The following is a 17,117-nucleotide window of genomic DNA, read 5'->3' as shown; positions in this document are numbered from 1 at the left end:
GTTGCTCATTCTCGGTTGCTTTTTTCGGGAAACATCTTTTGAGTCAATTAAAAGAGACACCGGTAATTAATCCGGTGTCCCTCTTCATGAGATGTTTAGAGTTATTCCATCAAATATTAAGCCCCAAACCCCTAGTCGTCGTTACCATCTTCCAGGTCATCGGTCCGGTCTTCCAGCTTACGCGGATTCACTTGATCGTCAAAATCCAGATCAGCATCAATCTTATCTGCAATTTTTTTCCATGATACAATTTTGAAGTTTTGGTTCACTGCTTGTCCATTATCAACATTTTCACCATCTTGAGCAACAAAGACTCCATATGGATACTTTTTACCAAGACCGAAACCAATTACGTCGATCCCATCCGTATCGCTTGTTCCATCAATGATGTTATTATCACCGATCGCGAAGCTTCTAATATATTCATTATCCTCTTCACGGTCATAGATAGCATACGTATTGTTACCTTGACTCGAAGCTATCAAGTAACCTTCGCCGTCTTCCCCATAATAAATAGTTAGTCCTTCAATATCAGCAGTCAAATGATTGCCGTCGGCGCGATCTACGATTGTTCCTTGGCTGCCGCCATCAGGTTCAGCAATGAATTTCCATATCGCTGAATCTTCCTCACCGATGTACAGTTTGCCGTATTCGTCATCTGCGACCATGCCTTCTGTTTGAGTCGGAAGTTTAAACTGACGGACTTTTTTACCCTGCACTTTTCCTTTTCCGTTATCTATCAATTCGTATTGCTCAAATCCTCCATCTTTTCCTGTCAGCATGGCATAGAACTTTCCGGTCTTAAGACTATGATAGAAGCTGTAGCCGTATACTTCACTCACATCTGATTGGATTGGCTGTTCAGGGTCGATAATGTTTTGCAACTCGCCGGTATTGCCATTGAAAGAATAGATTTCTATCGTGTTTTTGCCTTCCGAACGGTTAGTAGCCCCAACGATATCAATATTTTTACCGCTGAGCGGGAAATTGTATCGTAAATCAACATTGTTTAATTCACCAAACGGATACGATTGAATTTGGTTTCCATCCAGGTCGTAAACAATGAGGCCGGACTTTTTATTCGTGGTGATAAGTTTGCTTTTGCTCGTATCAATGGGGTGAACCCAGATGGCAGGATCATCAGCAGCATCGTCACTCGTTTGTACAGGCGTTGTTTCGTCATCAGCAGTAATCGTAAAATTATTGTAAATATCGTCCGCATACGTGACTCCGACCCATGATGAGAAAAGGACACTAGCAGTTAGAATAGATATTGAAATGGTTTTTGAAAGATTATTCATTGTTCAGCCTCCCAAATGTTTTAGTATTTTAGTATGGATGCAAGCGCGTAATACTCCGTTTTCAGTCCTTGATAAGGCATTCGGTCAATCAGGATGATCATTACGTCATCCGGAATGTATCCTCCTAGCAATTTGACGGCGGCAGACAAACCGCCATATCCACCGCCGAGAATAACAAGATTTCTCATAACATGTAAATCCTTTCTCAGATCGTGAATCTGATTGTTATGATCAGGTCAAGACGAGTTCCTTTTCTTTTTCTATTCCTTTCATCCCCAGGGAAATAGGCTTCTGTGGATTGGATAGCACGGTACATTCCTGGAAGGCGAAATGTTTGCAACCCTTGCATTTGTTCAAATCAAGCCGGCTAAACGAATCATCGATCGCTTCACCCGTATGTTCAAAAAACCGCTTCTCGCCGATTTCCTCATACAATCCGGTTTTGACCATCAATTTTTTCGGCTGTTCGCGAATCCCGGATATTTGCAGAGTCACGCCTTTTTGATGAACCTGTTTGACAATGCTTGCTAGTACGGCTTCGCCGCTTATGTCGAGATAAGGAACCTTACTCATGCGAAGCAGAACCGTTTTCGGACCTGACAGGAGTTCTTTCGAGACGGAGTTTTCAAGCGCCTGGGTTGTCGCGAAAAAGAGCGGACCCTCCAGCGTGAAGATGCTGGTTTGCGGGCACCCGTTTCCTTGAGCCTTATGATCAGGCATAACTTTGTTGAATTGCTTATCCGGCAATACTTTGGTGACGGAATGGGTGGCATTCATCTGCTTGATAAACAGAATGATCGCGAGCACCAGACCGACTTCCACTGCAGCCGTCAAATCGACGAACACCGTTAACAAGAATGTGGCCACCATCACGATGGAATCGTACGATTTGAGTTTCAGAATGTGCGCGAATTCCTTACGTTCGCTCATGTTCCAGGCCACGACCATCAGGATCGGCGCCATGCTAGCCATCGGAATCAGCGAGGCGAATGGCGCGAGAAGCACCAGTACGGAGAGAACGACCAAGCCATGGATAATGCCTGACAGCGGAGATTTTCCGCCGTTTTTAATGTTTGTGGCCGTCCTGGCGATCGCTCCGGTGGCCGCAATCCCTCCGAACAACGGGATGATCATATTGGCGATACCCTGCCCGATTAACTCCCGATTGCTATTATGTTTGCTGCCCGTCATTCCATCGGCTACAACAGCGCAGAGCAGCGATTCGATCGCCCCAAGCATGGCAATGGTGAAAGCCGCTGGAATCAGTTCCAGAATCTTGCCCGAATCGATCTGCGGCATTTGAAGGCTGGGCAGTGTACTGGGAATCCCCCCGAATTTGGAACCGATGGTCGCGACTTGATCCGGGTACAAAAACGTGGCGACCAAAGTGGACACGAGCAGTCCCAGCAGCGCACCGGGAATCTTCGGCAAAAACTTCATCGCCAGAATGATAACCGTTAAACAAATGCCCGCAGTCAAAAAGCTGAACCCATTGATCGTGTTCAGATGCAGGAAGATTTCCTGCATATTTTCATGAAACATTTCATGCTTCTTCACATTGCTCAGACCGAGAAAATCCGTAATCTGCCCCGAGAAAATGATGACGGCGATTCCCGTGGTGAAACCGATCGTTACGGGTTTGGGAAAAAACTTGATGATGGTTCCAATCCGCAGCAAGCCCATGAGCAAGAGCATGACCCCTGCCATGAATCCGGCTATAATCAAATTTTCATATCCGTACATCATCGTAATTCCGAATAAAATCGGGACAAATGCCCCGGTAGGACCGCTGATTGAAAATTTCGAGCCGCCGAGCAGCGAGCACAGGATACCTCCAATGATCGCGGTATAAATCCCGTATTCCGGCTTCACCCCGGAATTAATGGCAAATGCCATGGCCAGCGGAATGGCGACGATTCCGACAATTAATCCGGCCACAAGATCTTTCTGGAAATTTCCGATCGAGTAGCCTTCAAACCGGTCGAGACCGAGAAATTGGCGAATCATTTGATTCCCTCCATCTTCAACTCTTGTTGGTCTCCGTTCACAACCAGTTCCAATTTCCCGGTGTGCGGGTCAATGACGAGGCCATGAACCGGAATGCCAATCTCGGACAGAAATGGATGATTGGCAATCATCGAAACAGATTGCTGAACGCTATCATACACGTTATCGAACTTCTCCAGCCATTGATCAAGCTTGAATCCGGAATGCTCGGCCATACGAATATTGAACTCGGAAACCCCGTTCTCTGTTAACTTTTCGACAAAAGCTTGCTTCGTCGCACATTGCATACCGCAATCATGATGACCGACGACCACGACTTCCTCCGCCTTCAGCATATGGATTGCGACAAGAATCGATTGCATGATGGAACCGAACGGGTGCCTGATTTGCGCTCCCGCCACCCGCACAATAATCGCCTGACCTTGTTCGATGCCCATTGACTTCTCCAGGAGCCCGACCAATCGCGTGTCCATGCATGCAAGGATGACCATGCGTTTGTCCGGATATTTGGTCGTTTGGTACTTCTCATACCCTTTGTTGTCAATAAAACTCTCGTTGTCATGCAAAATTTGCGACAAGTTGCCGATTTCTCTCACCTTAAATTCCCTCCAACCATTCGCTTATATTTTTTGACCGGTACCGCTGCTCTAACTTACAAGACGAAGTAGGATGCTGTCTATATTTTCAGGACGACACGTCCGAACGAAACGACGAATGAAAGATTTGGAGGGATGGATGAATGAAAGGAGGACTGAGCAGGACTTTCGACTCAAAATATCGGGATTTTCGTGTATTTTGCCAGCATTTACATGTTTTACACTTTCAAATTACATTCAGTTAACATATGTACTTTAATGTAAGTTAAGGCTCCACAATTTGTTAATTTAGGGGGCTTAAAACACATGCTCACGATTTGGATCGTCATCCCAGATGCATTGGTCCAAACCTACTTGATTTTCGCCTTATTCGGCATTGAGTGGAAGTCATATAAAAGACAAACCTTTTGGTTTGTCCTCATCTTTGTGCTGTTCAGCTTGCTGCTGTTTAAACTGCAATTTCCGTTTGAATTGCGTATTCTCCTGAACATTTTCATTCACACACTGCTCATGAAAATGTTTTATCCTTTTTCCTGGAGAGTCACCTTCCTTATAAGCATAATAAGGACCTCGATTCAGACTATTATGTTTTTTTTTACAATCGATTTATTTCAATATTCAATTAAGGATCTGTATATCGCATGGACCGTCGACGCCGCCTTATTGGCTCTCGGGATCTTTCTTTCGGTCAAAAAGCTCGCGATTTTCAAATGGTTCACGGAACAGCACAAAGAATATAAAAAGTATTTGATCGTCATTACCGCGCTTTTTCTGTTTCATGATGAACTAATCAATTTGATCATGATCCGAACGATTGACAATCCTCAGACAACAGGCCGGGATGTTTTGATCGTCGCCTTAATAACCGACATGTTTATGGCTGTCGTTATTTATATCATCATTATCTTTGGGAAGAAACTCGAACAGCAAACACTCGACACCACCGAAAAAGTATATTTGCACAATCTGGAGGATTTTATCGCTTCCGTTCGCGCCCATAGGCATGATTATTCGAATCACCTTCAGGTAATTGCAGGTTTACTTCATCGCGAAGAGTATGAGGATGTCAAACAATATCTCAAAGATCTGAATCAGGAGCTTCGGGGGCATGAATTTCTCGTGCAATTGGATCATCCGCCTCTGGCAGCTTTATTGCAAACCAAAGTCGAGATCGCTCATTTGGAGCATATTGATATCAAGGTCGACGCGTACACGACGATTCCACCTCTCGAAATCAAATCTTACGAACTGGTGCAAATCGTCGGCAATCTGCTTGACAATGCAATCGAGGAAGAATTAAAAGCTCCTGCGCCTGTCCGCTTCATTACGGTGACTTTGAATCGTATGCTTGACTCGATGCTGATCATTCGCGTACATAACGTTAATTCCTGGATTCCCGAAGAGAACTTGGGAAATATTTTCGACAAGGGCTATACGACGAAAGAGAGTCATCAAGGGATCGGCTTGGCTACGGTCAAAAGGCTCGTAACTAAGTATCGGGGCCATATCGATGTAGAGAGCCAACAAGCGACTGGTACAAAGTTCGTGGTCTTCATTCCGTTATGAAGGAGAGGTGAAAAACATGCCCAACATGCCATATCTAGCCGTCGTAGCGGAAGATAACCCGAAACTTAGGGAGGAGCTTATTGCGCTTTTGCATGAGAACGGTTTTAAGGTGGTGGCCGAAGCCAGTTCGGGAGCGGAAATGAAGCAGTACGTCCAACAATACCAGCCTCATGTTTTATTTACGGATATCGATTTGCCTAACGGTAATGGAATTTCGGCCGCGAAGCTTTTGCGCATCCAATTTCCCGAACTCTGCATCGTGTTCATTACCGGGTTCAGCCAATATGCATCGGAGGCTTTTGCGATTGAAGCCACCGATTATATTGTCAAGCCGTTTACGCATGACCGGCTTCATCAATGTTTTAAACGAATCAAGCAAATGATAGACAAGCCGAATGGCCAGTCCACATCGTATCTCAGCTTTCGCAATCGCAATGCAATCGAGGTTATTGAACAGGAACAAGTGGTGTTTCTTTCCGCTGAAAACAAAGCAACCAAGGTGTATTTAAGCGGAAAGCAGGGAAAAGTGTTAACCACGACGGAGCCGTTAAAAATGTTGGAAAACCGGTTGGACCCGTTTTTTTTCATTCGCTCACACCGCAGCTATATCGTCAATATCAAACATATTCATCGCATTGAGCCGTTTGGCCAGACATTTGTCCTCAATTTTAAAAATTCCTCCTTTACCGCACATTTGAGCCGCTCCTATTTGACTGAACTATATAATCGTCTGCAAATCCTTTAATCAATTATATACTCCAGTTATGCCATTCCTGCTGCTGCTTATCGAGACCGCTCAGCCAATCCGAAGTCACGCGAATCGCTTCCTCCTGGTGCGTCCGGTTGGAGTAGGTATGGTTGGCTTGAAAAACAATTTCCTTGTCGCATAATCCCTCATTTCGGGTCCAAAACACCTTCTGGTAAAGAAAGCTGTAGTCAACCGGAATAAGCTCATCGCTTGTGCCATGAATGAGCAGCACCTCTCCGCCGAACTTCGTTGCGGATTGAAACGGTTGATGCTGCAGCAGCGACTCGAAGAATACGGGCTGCAGCGTATAGCCTGCATGATCTGAGCTTCCGTTCGTAACCGCTTCATCATAGCTGCTGCGTCCCACAATACGTACGATATCGTTAAAAGGATAAGCTACCGGAGACCAAAGCACTAACCGTTTGACCCGTTTGTCCTTAACGGCTGTCATAATCGCGACCGCTCCTCCGAGGCTATGGCCCAGCAACACGATACGGCGCGGATCCACGCATTCCATGCCCGCTACATAATCAATCGCGCTTCTCGTCTGATCAATCATTGAATCGAAGCCAAGCGAGCCGTAATCGCCTCCGCTTTCCCCGCAGCCGCCGTAATCAAAGCGCAGAACATAAGAGCCTTGCGACGCCAATGCGCGCGCTGTCTTGACGAATAACCGGTCTACGCCAATCCTTGAGCCAATAAAGCCATGACATATAATAATGACCTGTTTTTTCTCAGAGTCGTTTTTGTTTCCGTCAGTAGGGTAATGAAGCGTTGCCGCAAGCTCAAGCCCGTCGTGCCGCAGCGTCAAGTGCTTTTCCATCCCGATGACCTCCTACATGCTTATATATAATAATTCCTACCCACATACTGTGATTTAATATTAAATCCATATTATCACCGCAGCTCTCACCCTGTCAATCACCTTGACAGCCCATACAATTAATTGTTCACGGTTATTAGTCTCCCGCCATCCGCATATTCGCATTCCAAAAAAGAAAAAGGTTATCCATGGGAATTAATACCCGGGACAACCTTTTCCTAAATATTCCTTGCCTATTATTATTCATTAACCAGTCTTCCCCTGAGTCAGTGGAGGAAGAATTCGGATGATTTCTTCCAAAGCTTGATCCAAGTTAGAGGCAGACACGGTCATTCTTTCTTTTTCATAAAGCTCCGTCGCATATTGATAACGCGGATCATAGTAATGCAGAAGCAGCAGCTTAGCAGCCTCGTTAAAACGGTCATTCTGGAGCGAATTGCGGACCTCGGCGGCTATCGGCGTATGCATCCGCTTCTCAATTCGTTCAAATGAACGAATAAATTCCTCTTTATTCTCCTGAGGCTTGTAGTCGTTTATAATATTCGCAACTCTTTCCTCGGTCGGAATATCAATGAATAATGCTGTTCCTTCTTCCTTGGCTTTAACAAGAAAATCGGGCAGCACCACTTTCCCCACCCGTTTGCTTTCCGCTTCGATGATTAGATATGGCGCATTTTTCAAGCGGATAAGTTCATGGACTAACCGGGATTCAAACGTCTTTTGATTGTTCGGCGTTTTTCCGATATGCCCGAAAATCGAGCCCCGGTGCTCTGCCATCCATTCGAGATTAATAACGGGGTAACCCCGTTCCTGCAATCGGATTAGAAGCTCCGTTTTCCCTGTGCCGGTATATCCGTTAATGACATAACAGTGCGGCAGCTCCGAAAAACCTTCCAACGTTTCTACAACCCATTTGCGGTAAGCGCGAAAGCCGCCATTAAGGCGGTACATCTTTAAGCCCATCAGGGACGCGAGAGTGGCCGATGTTCTGCTCCTCATCCCGCCCCGCCAGCAAAACACAACTTTGTGTGGAGGACCGTTTTCTCCGATTGCCCTAATAAAACCCGGCAGCTTGCGTGATACGAGCTGCAATCCCTTATCTTTGGCGGCTTCCACGCTTTCTTGCTTGTACAACGTTCCGACTTCCGCCCTCTCCGCATCGTCAAAGAGCGGAATATTAATGCTGCCGGGGATCGTAGACTCTGCAAATTCGGACGGCGAGCGGACGTCAATTAATTGAACTTCCCCTTTATGCTGAAGCTCGAGTATTTCCGCTACGGTGAGATCCTGAAACATGTCATTTACAGCTCCTTTATTGTGGTCCTAAGCAGTTACGGTAATATGTCCGGGCTGTTCGGCGGTAACCTCTCCTATGAGATGCGCGTCCACTCCCGCGATTCGCAGCTTGTCCAGCAGCGTCTCGGCTTGTGCCTGTTCTACCGATATCAACAAGCCTCCCGAAGTAACCGCGTCGCAAAGAATCCATTGATCGATTTGATCCAGTTCTTCGGAGAACGTGACCGAGCCTTCGAGATGTGCATAGTTATTTTTTGTGCCTCCGGGCACGAAGCCCGCTTCAGCCAACTCACGCACCCGCGGCAGAACCGGTACCAGCGTTTTGGATATCCGAATTCCAACTTTGCTGCCCTTAGCCATTTCCGAAGCATGGCCCAGAAGGCCAAAGCCGGTTACATCCGTGCAAGCATGAACGTCATAAGGCTCCATCGTTTCAGCCGCCGCCTTGTTCAACGTGGCCATCACCCCGATTACCCTTGTAATTTCCTCGTCATTTAACTGGTCTTTTTTGATGGATGTCGTGAGAATGCCGACACCGATCGGCTTAGTCAGAATCAGCTTGTCTCCGGGTTTCGCTCCTGCGTTTGTCCGCACTTTGTCCGGATGAACAAGGCCTGTAACCGCAAGCCCGAATTTTGGCTCTTTGTCATCAATGGAATGCCCGCCGACAAGCGTTGCCCCCGCTTCCTTTACTTTGTCCGCAGCGCCTCGCAAAATATCGGTCAGAACCTGCTTGGGAAGCGTACTAATCGGAAAAGCAACGATATTCAATACGGTTAGCGGTTTGCCGCCCATGGCGTAAATATCGCTGATCGCATTGGCTGCTGCTACCTGCCCGAAGGCGTAAGGCTCATCTACGATCGGAGTAAAGAAATCAAGCGTCTGCACAAGCGCAAGCTCATCATTTAGCTTGTATACGCCGGCGTCATCGCTCGTATCAAGCCCGACAAGCAAATTAGGGTTCGGCGCAGATAGCGGAAGGTTGCGGAGCACCTCGGAGAGATCTGCAGGACCAATTTTGCAGCCGCAGCCCCCTTTGCTTGACAGACTCGTTAATTTAATTGTACTCTCTTGAGACATGAACTTCATTCCTTTCTAGGTTAAGAATATTAATGCCATCCTCTTCGTCCGGAGGATAGATGAGACGCAGCTCATCCTCGCCTAATTGTTCCGGTGTATCGTCAAAAGTAATGCAGCCTGCGGTTATCCCGACAATTCGTGTGGCGTACGCACGGGCCATGGCTACATCATGCAGATTGAGCACGATTGTTATACCCCGCTCAATGTGCAGCCCCGCAATATACGTCATGACCCGCTTCGCCGTAACCGCGTCCAAGCTTGAGATTGGCTCGTCGCCGAGCAGAAGCGTTGGCTGCTGCATCAGTACGCGTGCGATTGCCACGCGCTGTTTTTGCCCGCCGCTCAAATCCTCTACCCGCCGCTTCGCCAGCTCCTCGAGTCCAACCTCCCGAAGCGCCGAAAGCGCCCGTGTCCGATCTTCACGTGTGAACGCGCCAATAAGACTGCGCCAGCGGGGCATGACTGCAAAGCTTCCCGCGATAACGTTCGTGAGAACAGACATCCTTGGCAGCAGATTAAAATGCTGGAAAACCATGCCGATTTCACCACGGATGCTGCGCAATTCCCGCGCATTCATGCCAGTGATCGACTGGCCATTCCATACAACCTCGCCGGCATCCGGCTCTTCAAGCCGGTTGATACAGCGGATCAAAGACGATTTGCCTGCTCCGCTGCGGCCGAGCACAGCCACGAATTCCCCGGGCATAATACGCAAATCGACCCTATTAAGGGCGAATGTCTTTTCACCGGCATATCTTTTACTAATCCCTTTTAGTTCCAGCACAATTACTTCACCCGCTTTCGGATCGACGCGCCCAGATAATCGACAGCCGTGACTAAAATCATAATGAGCAGAACCTCAAAAGTCACTTTTTGATACATAAACTGCTTGAAATCGTTATAAAGCATCTGACCTAGCCCGCCCGCACCGACGATGCCCAGAATCAAAGTTGTACGTATCGCCACCTCAAGCCGGTAGAAATATTGGGATAAGACAAGCGGAACCATTTGCGGAATAATACCGTAAACCGCAACGAGAAGCCTCGTTCCGCCGAGTGCTTTTACTGCATCCTGCGGTCCGTCGTCCGTCGCCTCGATCGTTTCGGATATTAACTTGCCGAACACGCCGACATTATGAATAATCAGTGCCATGACCGCGGGAATCGGACCGAGCCCGAGCGTCGGGATAAAAACCAGAGCAAGTACAAGCTCCGGTATTGAACGGAAGAAATTAAACAAGAATCTTGTTGAATCGTACAGCCAGCGATAAGGCGCCCAATTCCTGGCCGCGAGAAAACTTAGAGGGAAAGCAAACAATACGGCAGCGAGCGTGCTGAACACAGCGATTTCAAGTGTGTCAATCATCGCATTCAGCGCTGTTCGCCAATCAGACAGATCCATAGGAAACCAATGCTCGGCGATGAAGCGGAACGTATTACCGAGATCACCGAACGATCCGGCAGTAAAGCTCACTCCCGCTCCTGACCACAGAAGTAGGACAGCGACCACCGCGACAACAACTATTTTTTTCACGTTTATTGCCGCGGCTTGATGCGTCCGTCAGCTATCGCAGCCTGCCGGATAGACGCATAGTCCTCATTGTTCGCTTCTATGAAACCACTTGCCCCTCCGAAAGCATTTAAGATGTCGGCATCCGTAATCGCAAGCATTGTCTCCCGTATGATTTGAATGTCACTTTCGGAAATGCTGTTCACAACGGCCCACGGATATTGGAAAAGCTCTTCCGATTGCCAGATTGTTTTGATTTTAGAACCGTCAATCTTCCCCTGCTTTACTAAGTTGTTGTAGTAGGCGCTGTCGATGGCTCCTACATCCTGCATCTTGTTTTGAATTGCAAGCGCCGTTGAGGTATGGTCCCCCGTGTAGGTAACGCTTTTAAACTGATGCTCCTGCTGGGTCTTGAACACACCGGCTTTTTTAAGGGCTATGCCTGGAATAAGGCTTCCCGAGGTCGAACTGATGTCGCCAAATGCAAACCGGATATTTCCCGCTTGTTTCACGACATCATCGAGCGTATTGTAAGAAGAATCTGCGGGAGCAATTAAATAGGAGTAATAAAAAGGCTTTCCCCCAATAAGCTGCGTTACAATCGCTCTTACATCATAACGTTCATGGGCTTCCACGTACGTAAGCGGCCCGAGGTATGACATTTGCACCTTGCCTGCTCCCATCGCCTCAACCACGCCGTTATAATCCGGGTAGATCTCAGCGCGTACGTTATATCCCAGTTTCTCCGCCAATAAGCTGGCGAGCTTGTCCGCACCAAGCTCCATCTGATTGCTGCCTTGAGCGGGAATCACACCGATGAGCATTTCATCGCGCTTCTCATTGTTCTGTCCGGCTTGATTTGCCGCCTCGCCCGTATCCGTGTTCTTCTGGTTACCGCAAGCGGCCACGAGCAGGCAAGAGATCAGGAGACATGTTAAAACCAAAAAGGATTGTCGTTTTCGGAACATTTCTCTTTTCTCCTCCTATTTTTAAAATTGTTATCAATACCTGAGATTAACATATTTTCTGTCGAAAAAGAAGGAAGCTTCAGTTAACTGTTCAGACGTCTCCTAGAAAGCATCAATAATTTGGAATGCACTAGGGACATACTAAGCACATGCTTACGATAGCCCATACTTATGAAGCTGGTTTTTCTTCGAAAAATCCTTAGGAGGTGCTGACAAATGCCTTTATGGATTGCCTATTTACGCGATCACTGGCTGTCCTTCCTGATTGCCGCAGGAGCGATCATTGCGGTTATTTACGTAATAGCTAAACGCAGTTTGCTGTTTTACAAAGAATGACGACCCCTTGTGCCGCTTAACAAAAAGACCAACCGTTTTCGCTGCCCAACGGAGCACACGAAAAGGATTGGTCTTTTTATATAGACGGGCTTTGGCTACTGCTGATACAGTCTGCAAATCCCATCCGATGATTGAGCAGTCTAGTGATGCGGATGCCTAACGGAGCGCTTTTGCCGCGATATCCGTACGGTTTTGCTTGCCTTCGAAGTTGATCACACTGACTGCTTCGTATGCGCGAGCGCGCGCTTCAGCGATGTCGCGGCCGCGGCCTACAACACCAAGTACACGCCCGCCGTTCGTCACGAACTGTCCGTCCTTCTCAGCCGTACCGGCGTGGAATACAAGTGCGCCCTGTGCTTCCGCTTCAGCGAGACCTGTAATAACGCGGCCTTTCGGATACGATGCCGGGTAACCCTCCGATGCGACTACGACGCATACAGCCGCCTCGTCACTCCACTGGATATCAAGCTGATCCAATCGGCCGTTAAGCGAAGCAAGCACGATATCGACCAGATCCGTTTCCAAACGAGGCAATACGACCTGCGTTTCCGGATCGCCCATGCGCGCGTTGAACTCGATTGTTTTCGGACCGTCTTTTGTAATCATAAGGCCTGCAAACAGAACGCCGCGGAATGGACGGCCTTCGCTGACCATTGCCTTAGCGGTAGGAATAATGATATTTTCGATCGATTCGTCAATGATGGCTTGATCGATATGAGGCAGCGGTGTATAAGTGCCCATGCCGCCTGTGTTCGGACCTTTGTCGCCGTCAAATATCGGCTTATGATCCTGTGCAGGAACCATAGCACGCACGGTCTCGCCGTCTACGAATGCGAGAATCGACATTTCTTGTCCCTCGAGAAACTCCTCGATTACGATTTGGTTGCCCGCCTCGCCGAATACTTTATCGACCATTGCTTCGCGCAGCGCCAGCTCCGCTTCTTCAAGCGTAGCGGCAACCGTTACGCCCTTTCCTGCCGCTAAACCGTCTGCTTTAATTACGATCGGAGCAGATTGCTCGCGCAGATAGGCGGAAGCCGATTCATAATCCGTGAACGTTTCGTACTTCGCGGTCGGGATGTTGTATTTCTTCAGCAAATTTTTCATAAAAATTTTGCTGCCCTCGATTTCCGCCGCGTTTTTGCGAGGACCGTACGTTTGAATGCCTGCTGCTTCAAAAGCGTCTACGATGCCGTCCGCAAGCGGATCATCCGGACCTACGAACACGAGATCGACCGCCGCATCCTTCGCGAAACGGATTAGTTCATCGAATTGTCCCACCGCTATCGGCACACATTCGGCAAGCTGTGCAATACCGGCATTACCCGGCGCACAAAAAACTTCCTTAACCTTCTCGCTTTTTTTCAGCGCCCAAACGATCGCATGCTCCCGTCCGCCGCCGCCAATGACCAAAATGCGCATATGTGCTAACCTCCCAAGTTACTTGGTAAAAGCCTTATTAAACCGTTTATTAATGTTTGAAGTGACGCACGCCAGTGAATACCATTGCAATGTTGTTCGCGTTAGCTGCTGCGATCGACTCTTCGTCCTTAATCGAACCGCCCGGTTGGATGATCGCCGTAATCCCAGCTTTGGCCGCAAGCTCAACCGTATCGCCCATCGGGAAAAATGCGTCGGATGCCAGCGCTGCTCCTTTTGCCGCTTCACCAGCTTGCTCGATTGCAATGCGGGCCGCGCCAACGCGGTTCATTTGGCCTGCGCCAACGCCTACTGTCATGTCATCCTTCGCGAGAAGGATCGCATTCGATTTCACGTGCTTAACAACCTTCCAGCCGAACAAGAGCTGCTTCAGCTCTTCCTCTGTCGGCTTGCGGTCAGTTACAAATTGCAGATCCGCTTCAGTCAAGCTGTGAACGTCGCTTTCTTGTACAAGCATGCCGCCATCAACTGAGGTTACAAGCCATTTCGGCTTGCGCTCGCCAGCTGCGGACAGCTCACCCAGTTTAAGTAAACGGATGTTCTTCTTCTTAGTCAGCACTTCAAGCGCTTCCGGCGTATAGTCAGGCGCAATAATGATTTCGAGGAAGATGCTGCCGAGCAGCTCAGCCGTGTCCGCGCCAATCGTACGGTTAGCCGCTACGATACCGCCGAAGATCGATGTCGGATCCGCTGCGTACGCTTTTTGATAAGCTTCGTGAATCGTCGCGCCGATACCTACGCCGCAAGGGTTCATATGCTTAACGGCTACAACTGCCGGCTCATCGAATTCTTTAAGAATCGCAAGCGCAGCGTTCGCGTCGTTGATGTTGTTGTAGGAAAGCTCTTTGCCGTGCAGCTGCTCAGCCGTTGTGACGTTGCCTGCTGCTGCAAGCGGCTTCTTGTAAAATGCTGCCTTCTGGTGCGGGTTTTCGCCGTAACGAAGATCCTGAACCTTCTCGTAGGTCACAGTATAAGTCTCCGGAAGCGGCTCGCCCATTTGCTTCGAAAGGTAATCGGAAATAAGGGAATCGTAAGCTGCCGTGTGACGGAATACTTTTGCAGCAAGACGTTTGCGCGTTTCGAGGGTCGTGTCGCCTTGCGCTTTCACTTCTTCAAGAATCGTAGCGTAGTCGCCAGCGTCAACTACAACGGTTACGAATGCATGGTTTTTAGCTGCCGAGCGAAGCATCGTCGGGCCGCCGATATCGATATTCTCGATCGCGTCCTCATAAGTGACATCCGGCTTTGCAATCGTTTCTTTGAACGGGTACAGGTTTACAATAACGAGGTCAATATAATCCAGCCCCAGCTCTTCCATCGCCTTCTGATGCTCTTCGTCGTCGCGTACAGCCAGTAATCCGCTATGTACTGCCGGATGCAGCGTTTTTACACGTCCATCCAAAATTTCCGGGAAGCCCGTCACATCGGATATACCGATAACCGGAACGCCTTCCTTCTGCAGCAGGCTGAACGTACCGCCCGTCGAAATAATTTGCACACCTTGATTCGCTAACTCCCTGGAAAACTCCACGATTCCCGACTTATCGGAAACACTAATCAACGCTCTACGAATAGCCACGCAAATACCTCCTCATCTATTTAACCAAGCTTATATCTCTGTATCTCAACCAATGACTGAGCTCAATTCCGCCGCTTCCGAGACCAATAGCGCTAATTATTAGCGCTATTAAGTAAGCCCAAACTAATCTAAGTTAGTAAATAACGCTAATTTTTAGCTCTATTCCATCAGCCTGCCGCGCCATTTACCGGCGCACTGTCACATGCCGTCCATCCAGCGAAACGCGCCCCTGCGCGATATGCTGGATGACTTCCGGCAGCAGCGCCTGTTCTGCTGCTTGAATGCGCTCGGTGAGCGAGCTCTGCGTATCATCGTCCAACACTTCAACTGCGCGCTGCGCGATAATCGGCCCGCTGTCCATGCCGCCGTCCACATAGTGGACGGTGACGCCGGTCAGCTTGACGCCATATGAGAGCGCCTGCCCGATGCCGTTCACGCCGGGAAAAGCCGGCAGCAGCGCCGGATGGATGTTAATCATCCGGCCGTAATACGGCTCAACCAGCACTGACGTGATGATGCGCATATAGCCCGCAAGCACGATCAGCTCTATGCCGCGCCGTTCTAACTCGACAATAATTTCCGTCTCATACGCTTCACGGGACGGATACTCCTTCGGCGTGAACAGGAACGTGTCCACGCCAGCCTTCCGCGCACGCTCGACAACCGGAGCGGCCGGCTTATCACAAACAAGAAGCTCGATGGTTACATCGAGCTTCCCCTCCTGCACCGCATCCGCAATCGCTTGGAAGTTCGTACCTTGTCCCGAGGCGAATACGGCGATGCGAAGTGCTCCCATTATACGTCCGCTCCCGTAAACGTCACGATGCGGCTTCCTTCCGTAACCGTTCCGATACGGTAAGCCTGCTCACCAAGCTCAGCCGCAATGCGGAGAGCCTCATTTGCTTGGTCAGCCGGAACGACAACAACCAAACCGATACCCATATTGAAAGTCGTGAACATGTCACGATTCGTGATGCCGCCTTTATTTTGCATCAGCTCAAAAATCGGCAAAATCGGCCATGAGCCGTACTCGATATCCACGTTAACGCCATCAGGCAGAACGCGCGGAATATTTTCGATGAAACCGCCGCCCGTAATATGTGCCATACCCTTCACGTTCACTTGCTCGATCAGCTTAAGCGCAGATTTAACGTAGATTCGCGTCGGTTCGATCAACACATCGCCCAGCTTAGCGCCGCCAAGCTCAGCGAGCTCTTGATCAAGCGAATAGCCTGCTTCTTCAAGCAGCAAACGGCGGACGAGCGAGAATCCGTTGCTGTGAATGCCGCTGGATGCGAAGCCGATGACCGCGTCGCCAGCTGCAATCGTGGAGCCGTCGATCATTTTTTTCTTGTCTACGATCCCTACCGTAAAGCCGGCGATATCATATTCTCCCTCGGAGTACATGCCCGGCATTTCAGCCGTTTCGCCGCCGATTAACGAACAGCCTGCTTGTAAGCAGCCGTCCGAAATCCCTTTGACAATCGCTTCGATTTTCTCCGGCACGACCTTGTCGCAAGCCAGGTAATCGAGGAAAAACAACGGTTCCGCGCCTTGTACGATAATGTCGTTCACGCACATCGCAACGGCATCGATGCCGATCGTGTCATGCTTGTCCATGGCAAAAGCAAGCTTCAGCTTCGTGCCGACGCCATCCGTTCCGGATACGAGCACAGGCTCCTCATACTTATCCTTGTTCAAGCTGAACAGTCCGCCGAAGCCGCCAAGCTCTGCAAGCACCTCCGGGCGGTAAGTCCGCTTCACGTGCTTCTTCATCCGTTCTACCGCTTCGTTGCCCGCCGCAATATCGACGCCGGCTTTTTTGTACGCTTCTGACACTCTCGGTCAACTCCTTAAAGTTTTGTGAA

General features: G+C 49.0%; 15 protein-coding genes and 1 pseudogene. 2 read left to right on the top strand and 14 right to left on the bottom strand.

Annotation, left to right across the window (positions count from 1 at the left end):
- Positions 1–131: 131 nt before the first annotated feature.
- The 4 genes and pseudogenes from DFP97_RS01205 to DFP97_RS01190 form a co-directional block, all read right to left on the bottom strand.
- Positions 132–1,301 (bottom strand): phytase, encoded by a 1,170-nt coding sequence (locus DFP97_RS01205; protein ID WP_114378142.1) that lies wholly within the window; start codon positions 1,299–1,301, stop codon positions 132–134.
- Positions 1,302–1,336: 35 nt separating this feature from the next.
- Positions 1,337–1,489 (bottom strand): annotated as a pseudogene (locus DFP97_RS01200) (NAD(P)/FAD-dependent oxidoreductase); the annotation flags it as partial.
- Positions 1,490–1,532: 43 nt separating this feature from the next.
- Positions 1,533–3,308 carry a SulP family inorganic anion transporter gene (locus tag DFP97_RS01195; protein WP_114378141.1) on the bottom strand — a complete coding sequence of 592 codons (1,776 nt, stop codon included), beginning with the start codon at positions 3,306–3,308 and terminating at the stop codon, positions 1,533–1,535.
- On the bottom strand, positions 3,305–3,895 hold the full coding sequence (locus DFP97_RS01190; RefSeq protein ID WP_114378330.1) for a beta-class carbonic anhydrase: 591 nt from the start codon (positions 3,893–3,895) through the stop codon (positions 3,305–3,307). The genes DFP97_RS01195 and DFP97_RS01190 overlap by 4 nt, the downstream gene beginning before the upstream one ends.
- Positions 3,896–4,210: 315 nt before the next feature.
- Here DFP97_RS01190 and DFP97_RS01185 point away from each other — a divergent pair, with 315 nt between their 5' ends.
- Together DFP97_RS01185 and DFP97_RS01180 are read left to right on the top strand one after the other, a co-directional pair.
- Positions 4,211–5,470 carry a sensor histidine kinase gene (locus DFP97_RS01185; protein ID WP_114378140.1) on the top strand — a complete coding sequence of 420 codons (1,260 nt, stop codon included), beginning with the start codon at positions 4,211–4,213 and terminating at the stop codon, positions 5,468–5,470.
- A gap of 16 nt (positions 5,471–5,486) precedes the next feature.
- Complete coding sequence (locus DFP97_RS01180; RefSeq protein WP_114378139.1) at positions 5,487–6,215, top strand: LytR/AlgR family response regulator transcription factor; 729 nt, start codon at positions 5,487–5,489, stop codon at positions 6,213–6,215.
- A gap of 4 nt (positions 6,216–6,219) precedes the next feature.
- Here DFP97_RS01180 and DFP97_RS01175 read toward each other — a convergent pair whose 3' ends face one another.
- From DFP97_RS01175 to purM, 10 genes are all read right to left on the bottom strand, one after another.
- Positions 6,220–7,041 carry an alpha/beta hydrolase gene (locus tag DFP97_RS01175; RefSeq protein ID WP_114378138.1) on the bottom strand — a complete coding sequence of 274 codons (822 nt, stop codon included), beginning with the start codon at positions 7,039–7,041 and terminating at the stop codon, positions 6,220–6,222.
- A 246-nt stretch (positions 7,042–7,287) separates the two neighbouring features.
- Positions 7,288–8,337 (bottom strand): tRNA 2-selenouridine(34) synthase MnmH, encoded by a 1,050-nt coding sequence (gene mnmH, locus DFP97_RS01170; protein WP_114378137.1) that lies wholly within the window; start codon positions 8,335–8,337, stop codon positions 7,288–7,290.
- 27 nt (positions 8,338–8,364) lie between these two features.
- Complete coding sequence (gene selD, locus DFP97_RS01165; protein ID WP_114378136.1) at positions 8,365–9,417, bottom strand: selenide, water dikinase SelD; 1,053 nt, start codon at positions 9,415–9,417, stop codon at positions 8,365–8,367.
- A complete protein-coding gene (gene phnC, locus DFP97_RS01160; RefSeq protein ID WP_245975811.1) occupies positions 9,395–10,201 on the bottom strand; it encodes a phosphonate ABC transporter ATP-binding protein in 807 nt (268 codons plus the stop codon). The genes selD and phnC overlap by 23 nt, the downstream gene beginning before the upstream one ends.
- A 2-nt stretch (positions 10,202–10,203) precedes the next feature.
- Complete coding sequence (gene phnE / locus DFP97_RS01155; RefSeq protein ID WP_114378134.1) at positions 10,204–10,950, bottom strand: phosphonate ABC transporter, permease protein PhnE; 747 nt, start codon at positions 10,948–10,950, stop codon at positions 10,204–10,206.
- A 2-nt stretch (positions 10,951–10,952) separates the two neighbouring features.
- A complete protein-coding gene (gene phnD, locus DFP97_RS01150; RefSeq protein ID WP_114378133.1) occupies positions 10,953–11,894 on the bottom strand; it encodes a phosphate/phosphite/phosphonate ABC transporter substrate-binding protein in 942 nt (313 codons plus the stop codon).
- Positions 11,895–12,386: 492 nt separating this feature from the next.
- Complete coding sequence (gene purD, locus DFP97_RS01145) at positions 12,387–13,652, bottom strand: phosphoribosylamine--glycine ligase (RefSeq protein ID WP_114378132.1); 1,266 nt, start codon at positions 13,650–13,652, stop codon at positions 12,387–12,389.
- Between the two features lie 49 nt (positions 13,653–13,701).
- Positions 13,702–15,249: a bifunctional phosphoribosylaminoimidazolecarboxamide formyltransferase/IMP cyclohydrolase gene (purH, locus tag DFP97_RS01140; RefSeq protein ID WP_114378131.1), complete on the bottom strand. Its 1,548-nt coding sequence runs from the start codon at positions 15,247–15,249 to the stop codon at positions 13,702–13,704.
- Positions 15,250–15,433: 184 nt separating this feature from the next.
- Complete coding sequence (purN, locus tag DFP97_RS01135) at positions 15,434–16,045, bottom strand: phosphoribosylglycinamide formyltransferase (RefSeq protein ID WP_114378130.1); 612 nt, start codon at positions 16,043–16,045, stop codon at positions 15,434–15,436.
- Positions 16,045–17,088, bottom strand: coding sequence for a phosphoribosylformylglycinamidine cyclo-ligase (purM, locus tag DFP97_RS01130; RefSeq protein WP_114378129.1), 1,044 nt, complete (start codon positions 17,086–17,088; stop codon positions 16,045–16,047). Before purM ends, purN begins: the two co-directional genes overlap by 1 nt.
- Positions 17,089–17,117 lie beyond the last annotated feature (29 nt).

Origin of the sequence: Paenibacillus prosopidis, assembly GCF_003337375.1 — a bacterium.
GTDB classification, from domain to species: Bacteria; Bacillota; Bacilli; order Paenibacillales; family Paenibacillaceae; genus Pristimantibacillus; species Pristimantibacillus prosopidis.
Note: the sequence above shows the minus strand (reverse complement) of the source record. Positions and strands in the feature narration are given on the sequence as shown.

What these genes read in the sequence shown, in the direction of transcription:
- DFP97_RS01205 (WP_114378142.1), bottom strand. Translation starts at nt 1,301, where the DNA reads ATGAATAATCTTTCAAAAACCATTTCAATATCTATTCTAACTGCTAGT.
- DFP97_RS01195 (WP_114378141.1), bottom strand. Translation starts at nt 3,308, where the DNA reads ATGATTCGCCAATTTCTCGGTCTCGACCGGTTTGAAGGCTACTCGATC.
- DFP97_RS01185 (WP_114378140.1), top strand. Translation starts at nt 4,211, where the DNA reads ATGCTCACGATTTGGATCGTCATCCCAGATGCATTGGTCCAAACCTAC.
- DFP97_RS01180 (WP_114378139.1), top strand. Translation starts at nt 5,487, where the DNA reads ATGCCCAACATGCCATATCTAGCCGTCGTAGCGGAAGATAACCCGAAA.
- DFP97_RS01175 (WP_114378138.1), bottom strand. Translation starts at nt 7,041, where the DNA reads ATGGAAAAGCACTTGACGCTGCGGCACGACGGGCTTGAGCTTGCGGCA.
- mnmH (WP_114378137.1), bottom strand. Translation starts at nt 8,337, where the DNA reads ATGTTTCAGGATCTCACCGTAGCGGAAATACTCGAGCTTCAGCATAAA.
- selD (WP_114378136.1), bottom strand. Translation starts at nt 9,417, where the DNA reads ATGTCTCAAGAGAGTACAATTAAATTAACGAGTCTGTCAAGCAAAGGG.
- phnD (WP_114378133.1), bottom strand. Translation starts at nt 11,894, where the DNA reads ATGTTCCGAAAACGACAATCCTTTTTGGTTTTAACATGTCTCCTGATC.
- purD (WP_114378132.1), bottom strand. Translation starts at nt 13,652, where the DNA reads ATGCGCATTTTGGTCATTGGCGGCGGCGGACGGGAGCATGCGATCGTT.
- purN (WP_114378130.1), bottom strand. Translation starts at nt 16,045, where the DNA reads ATGGGAGCACTTCGCATCGCCGTATTCGCCTCGGGACAAGGTACGAAC.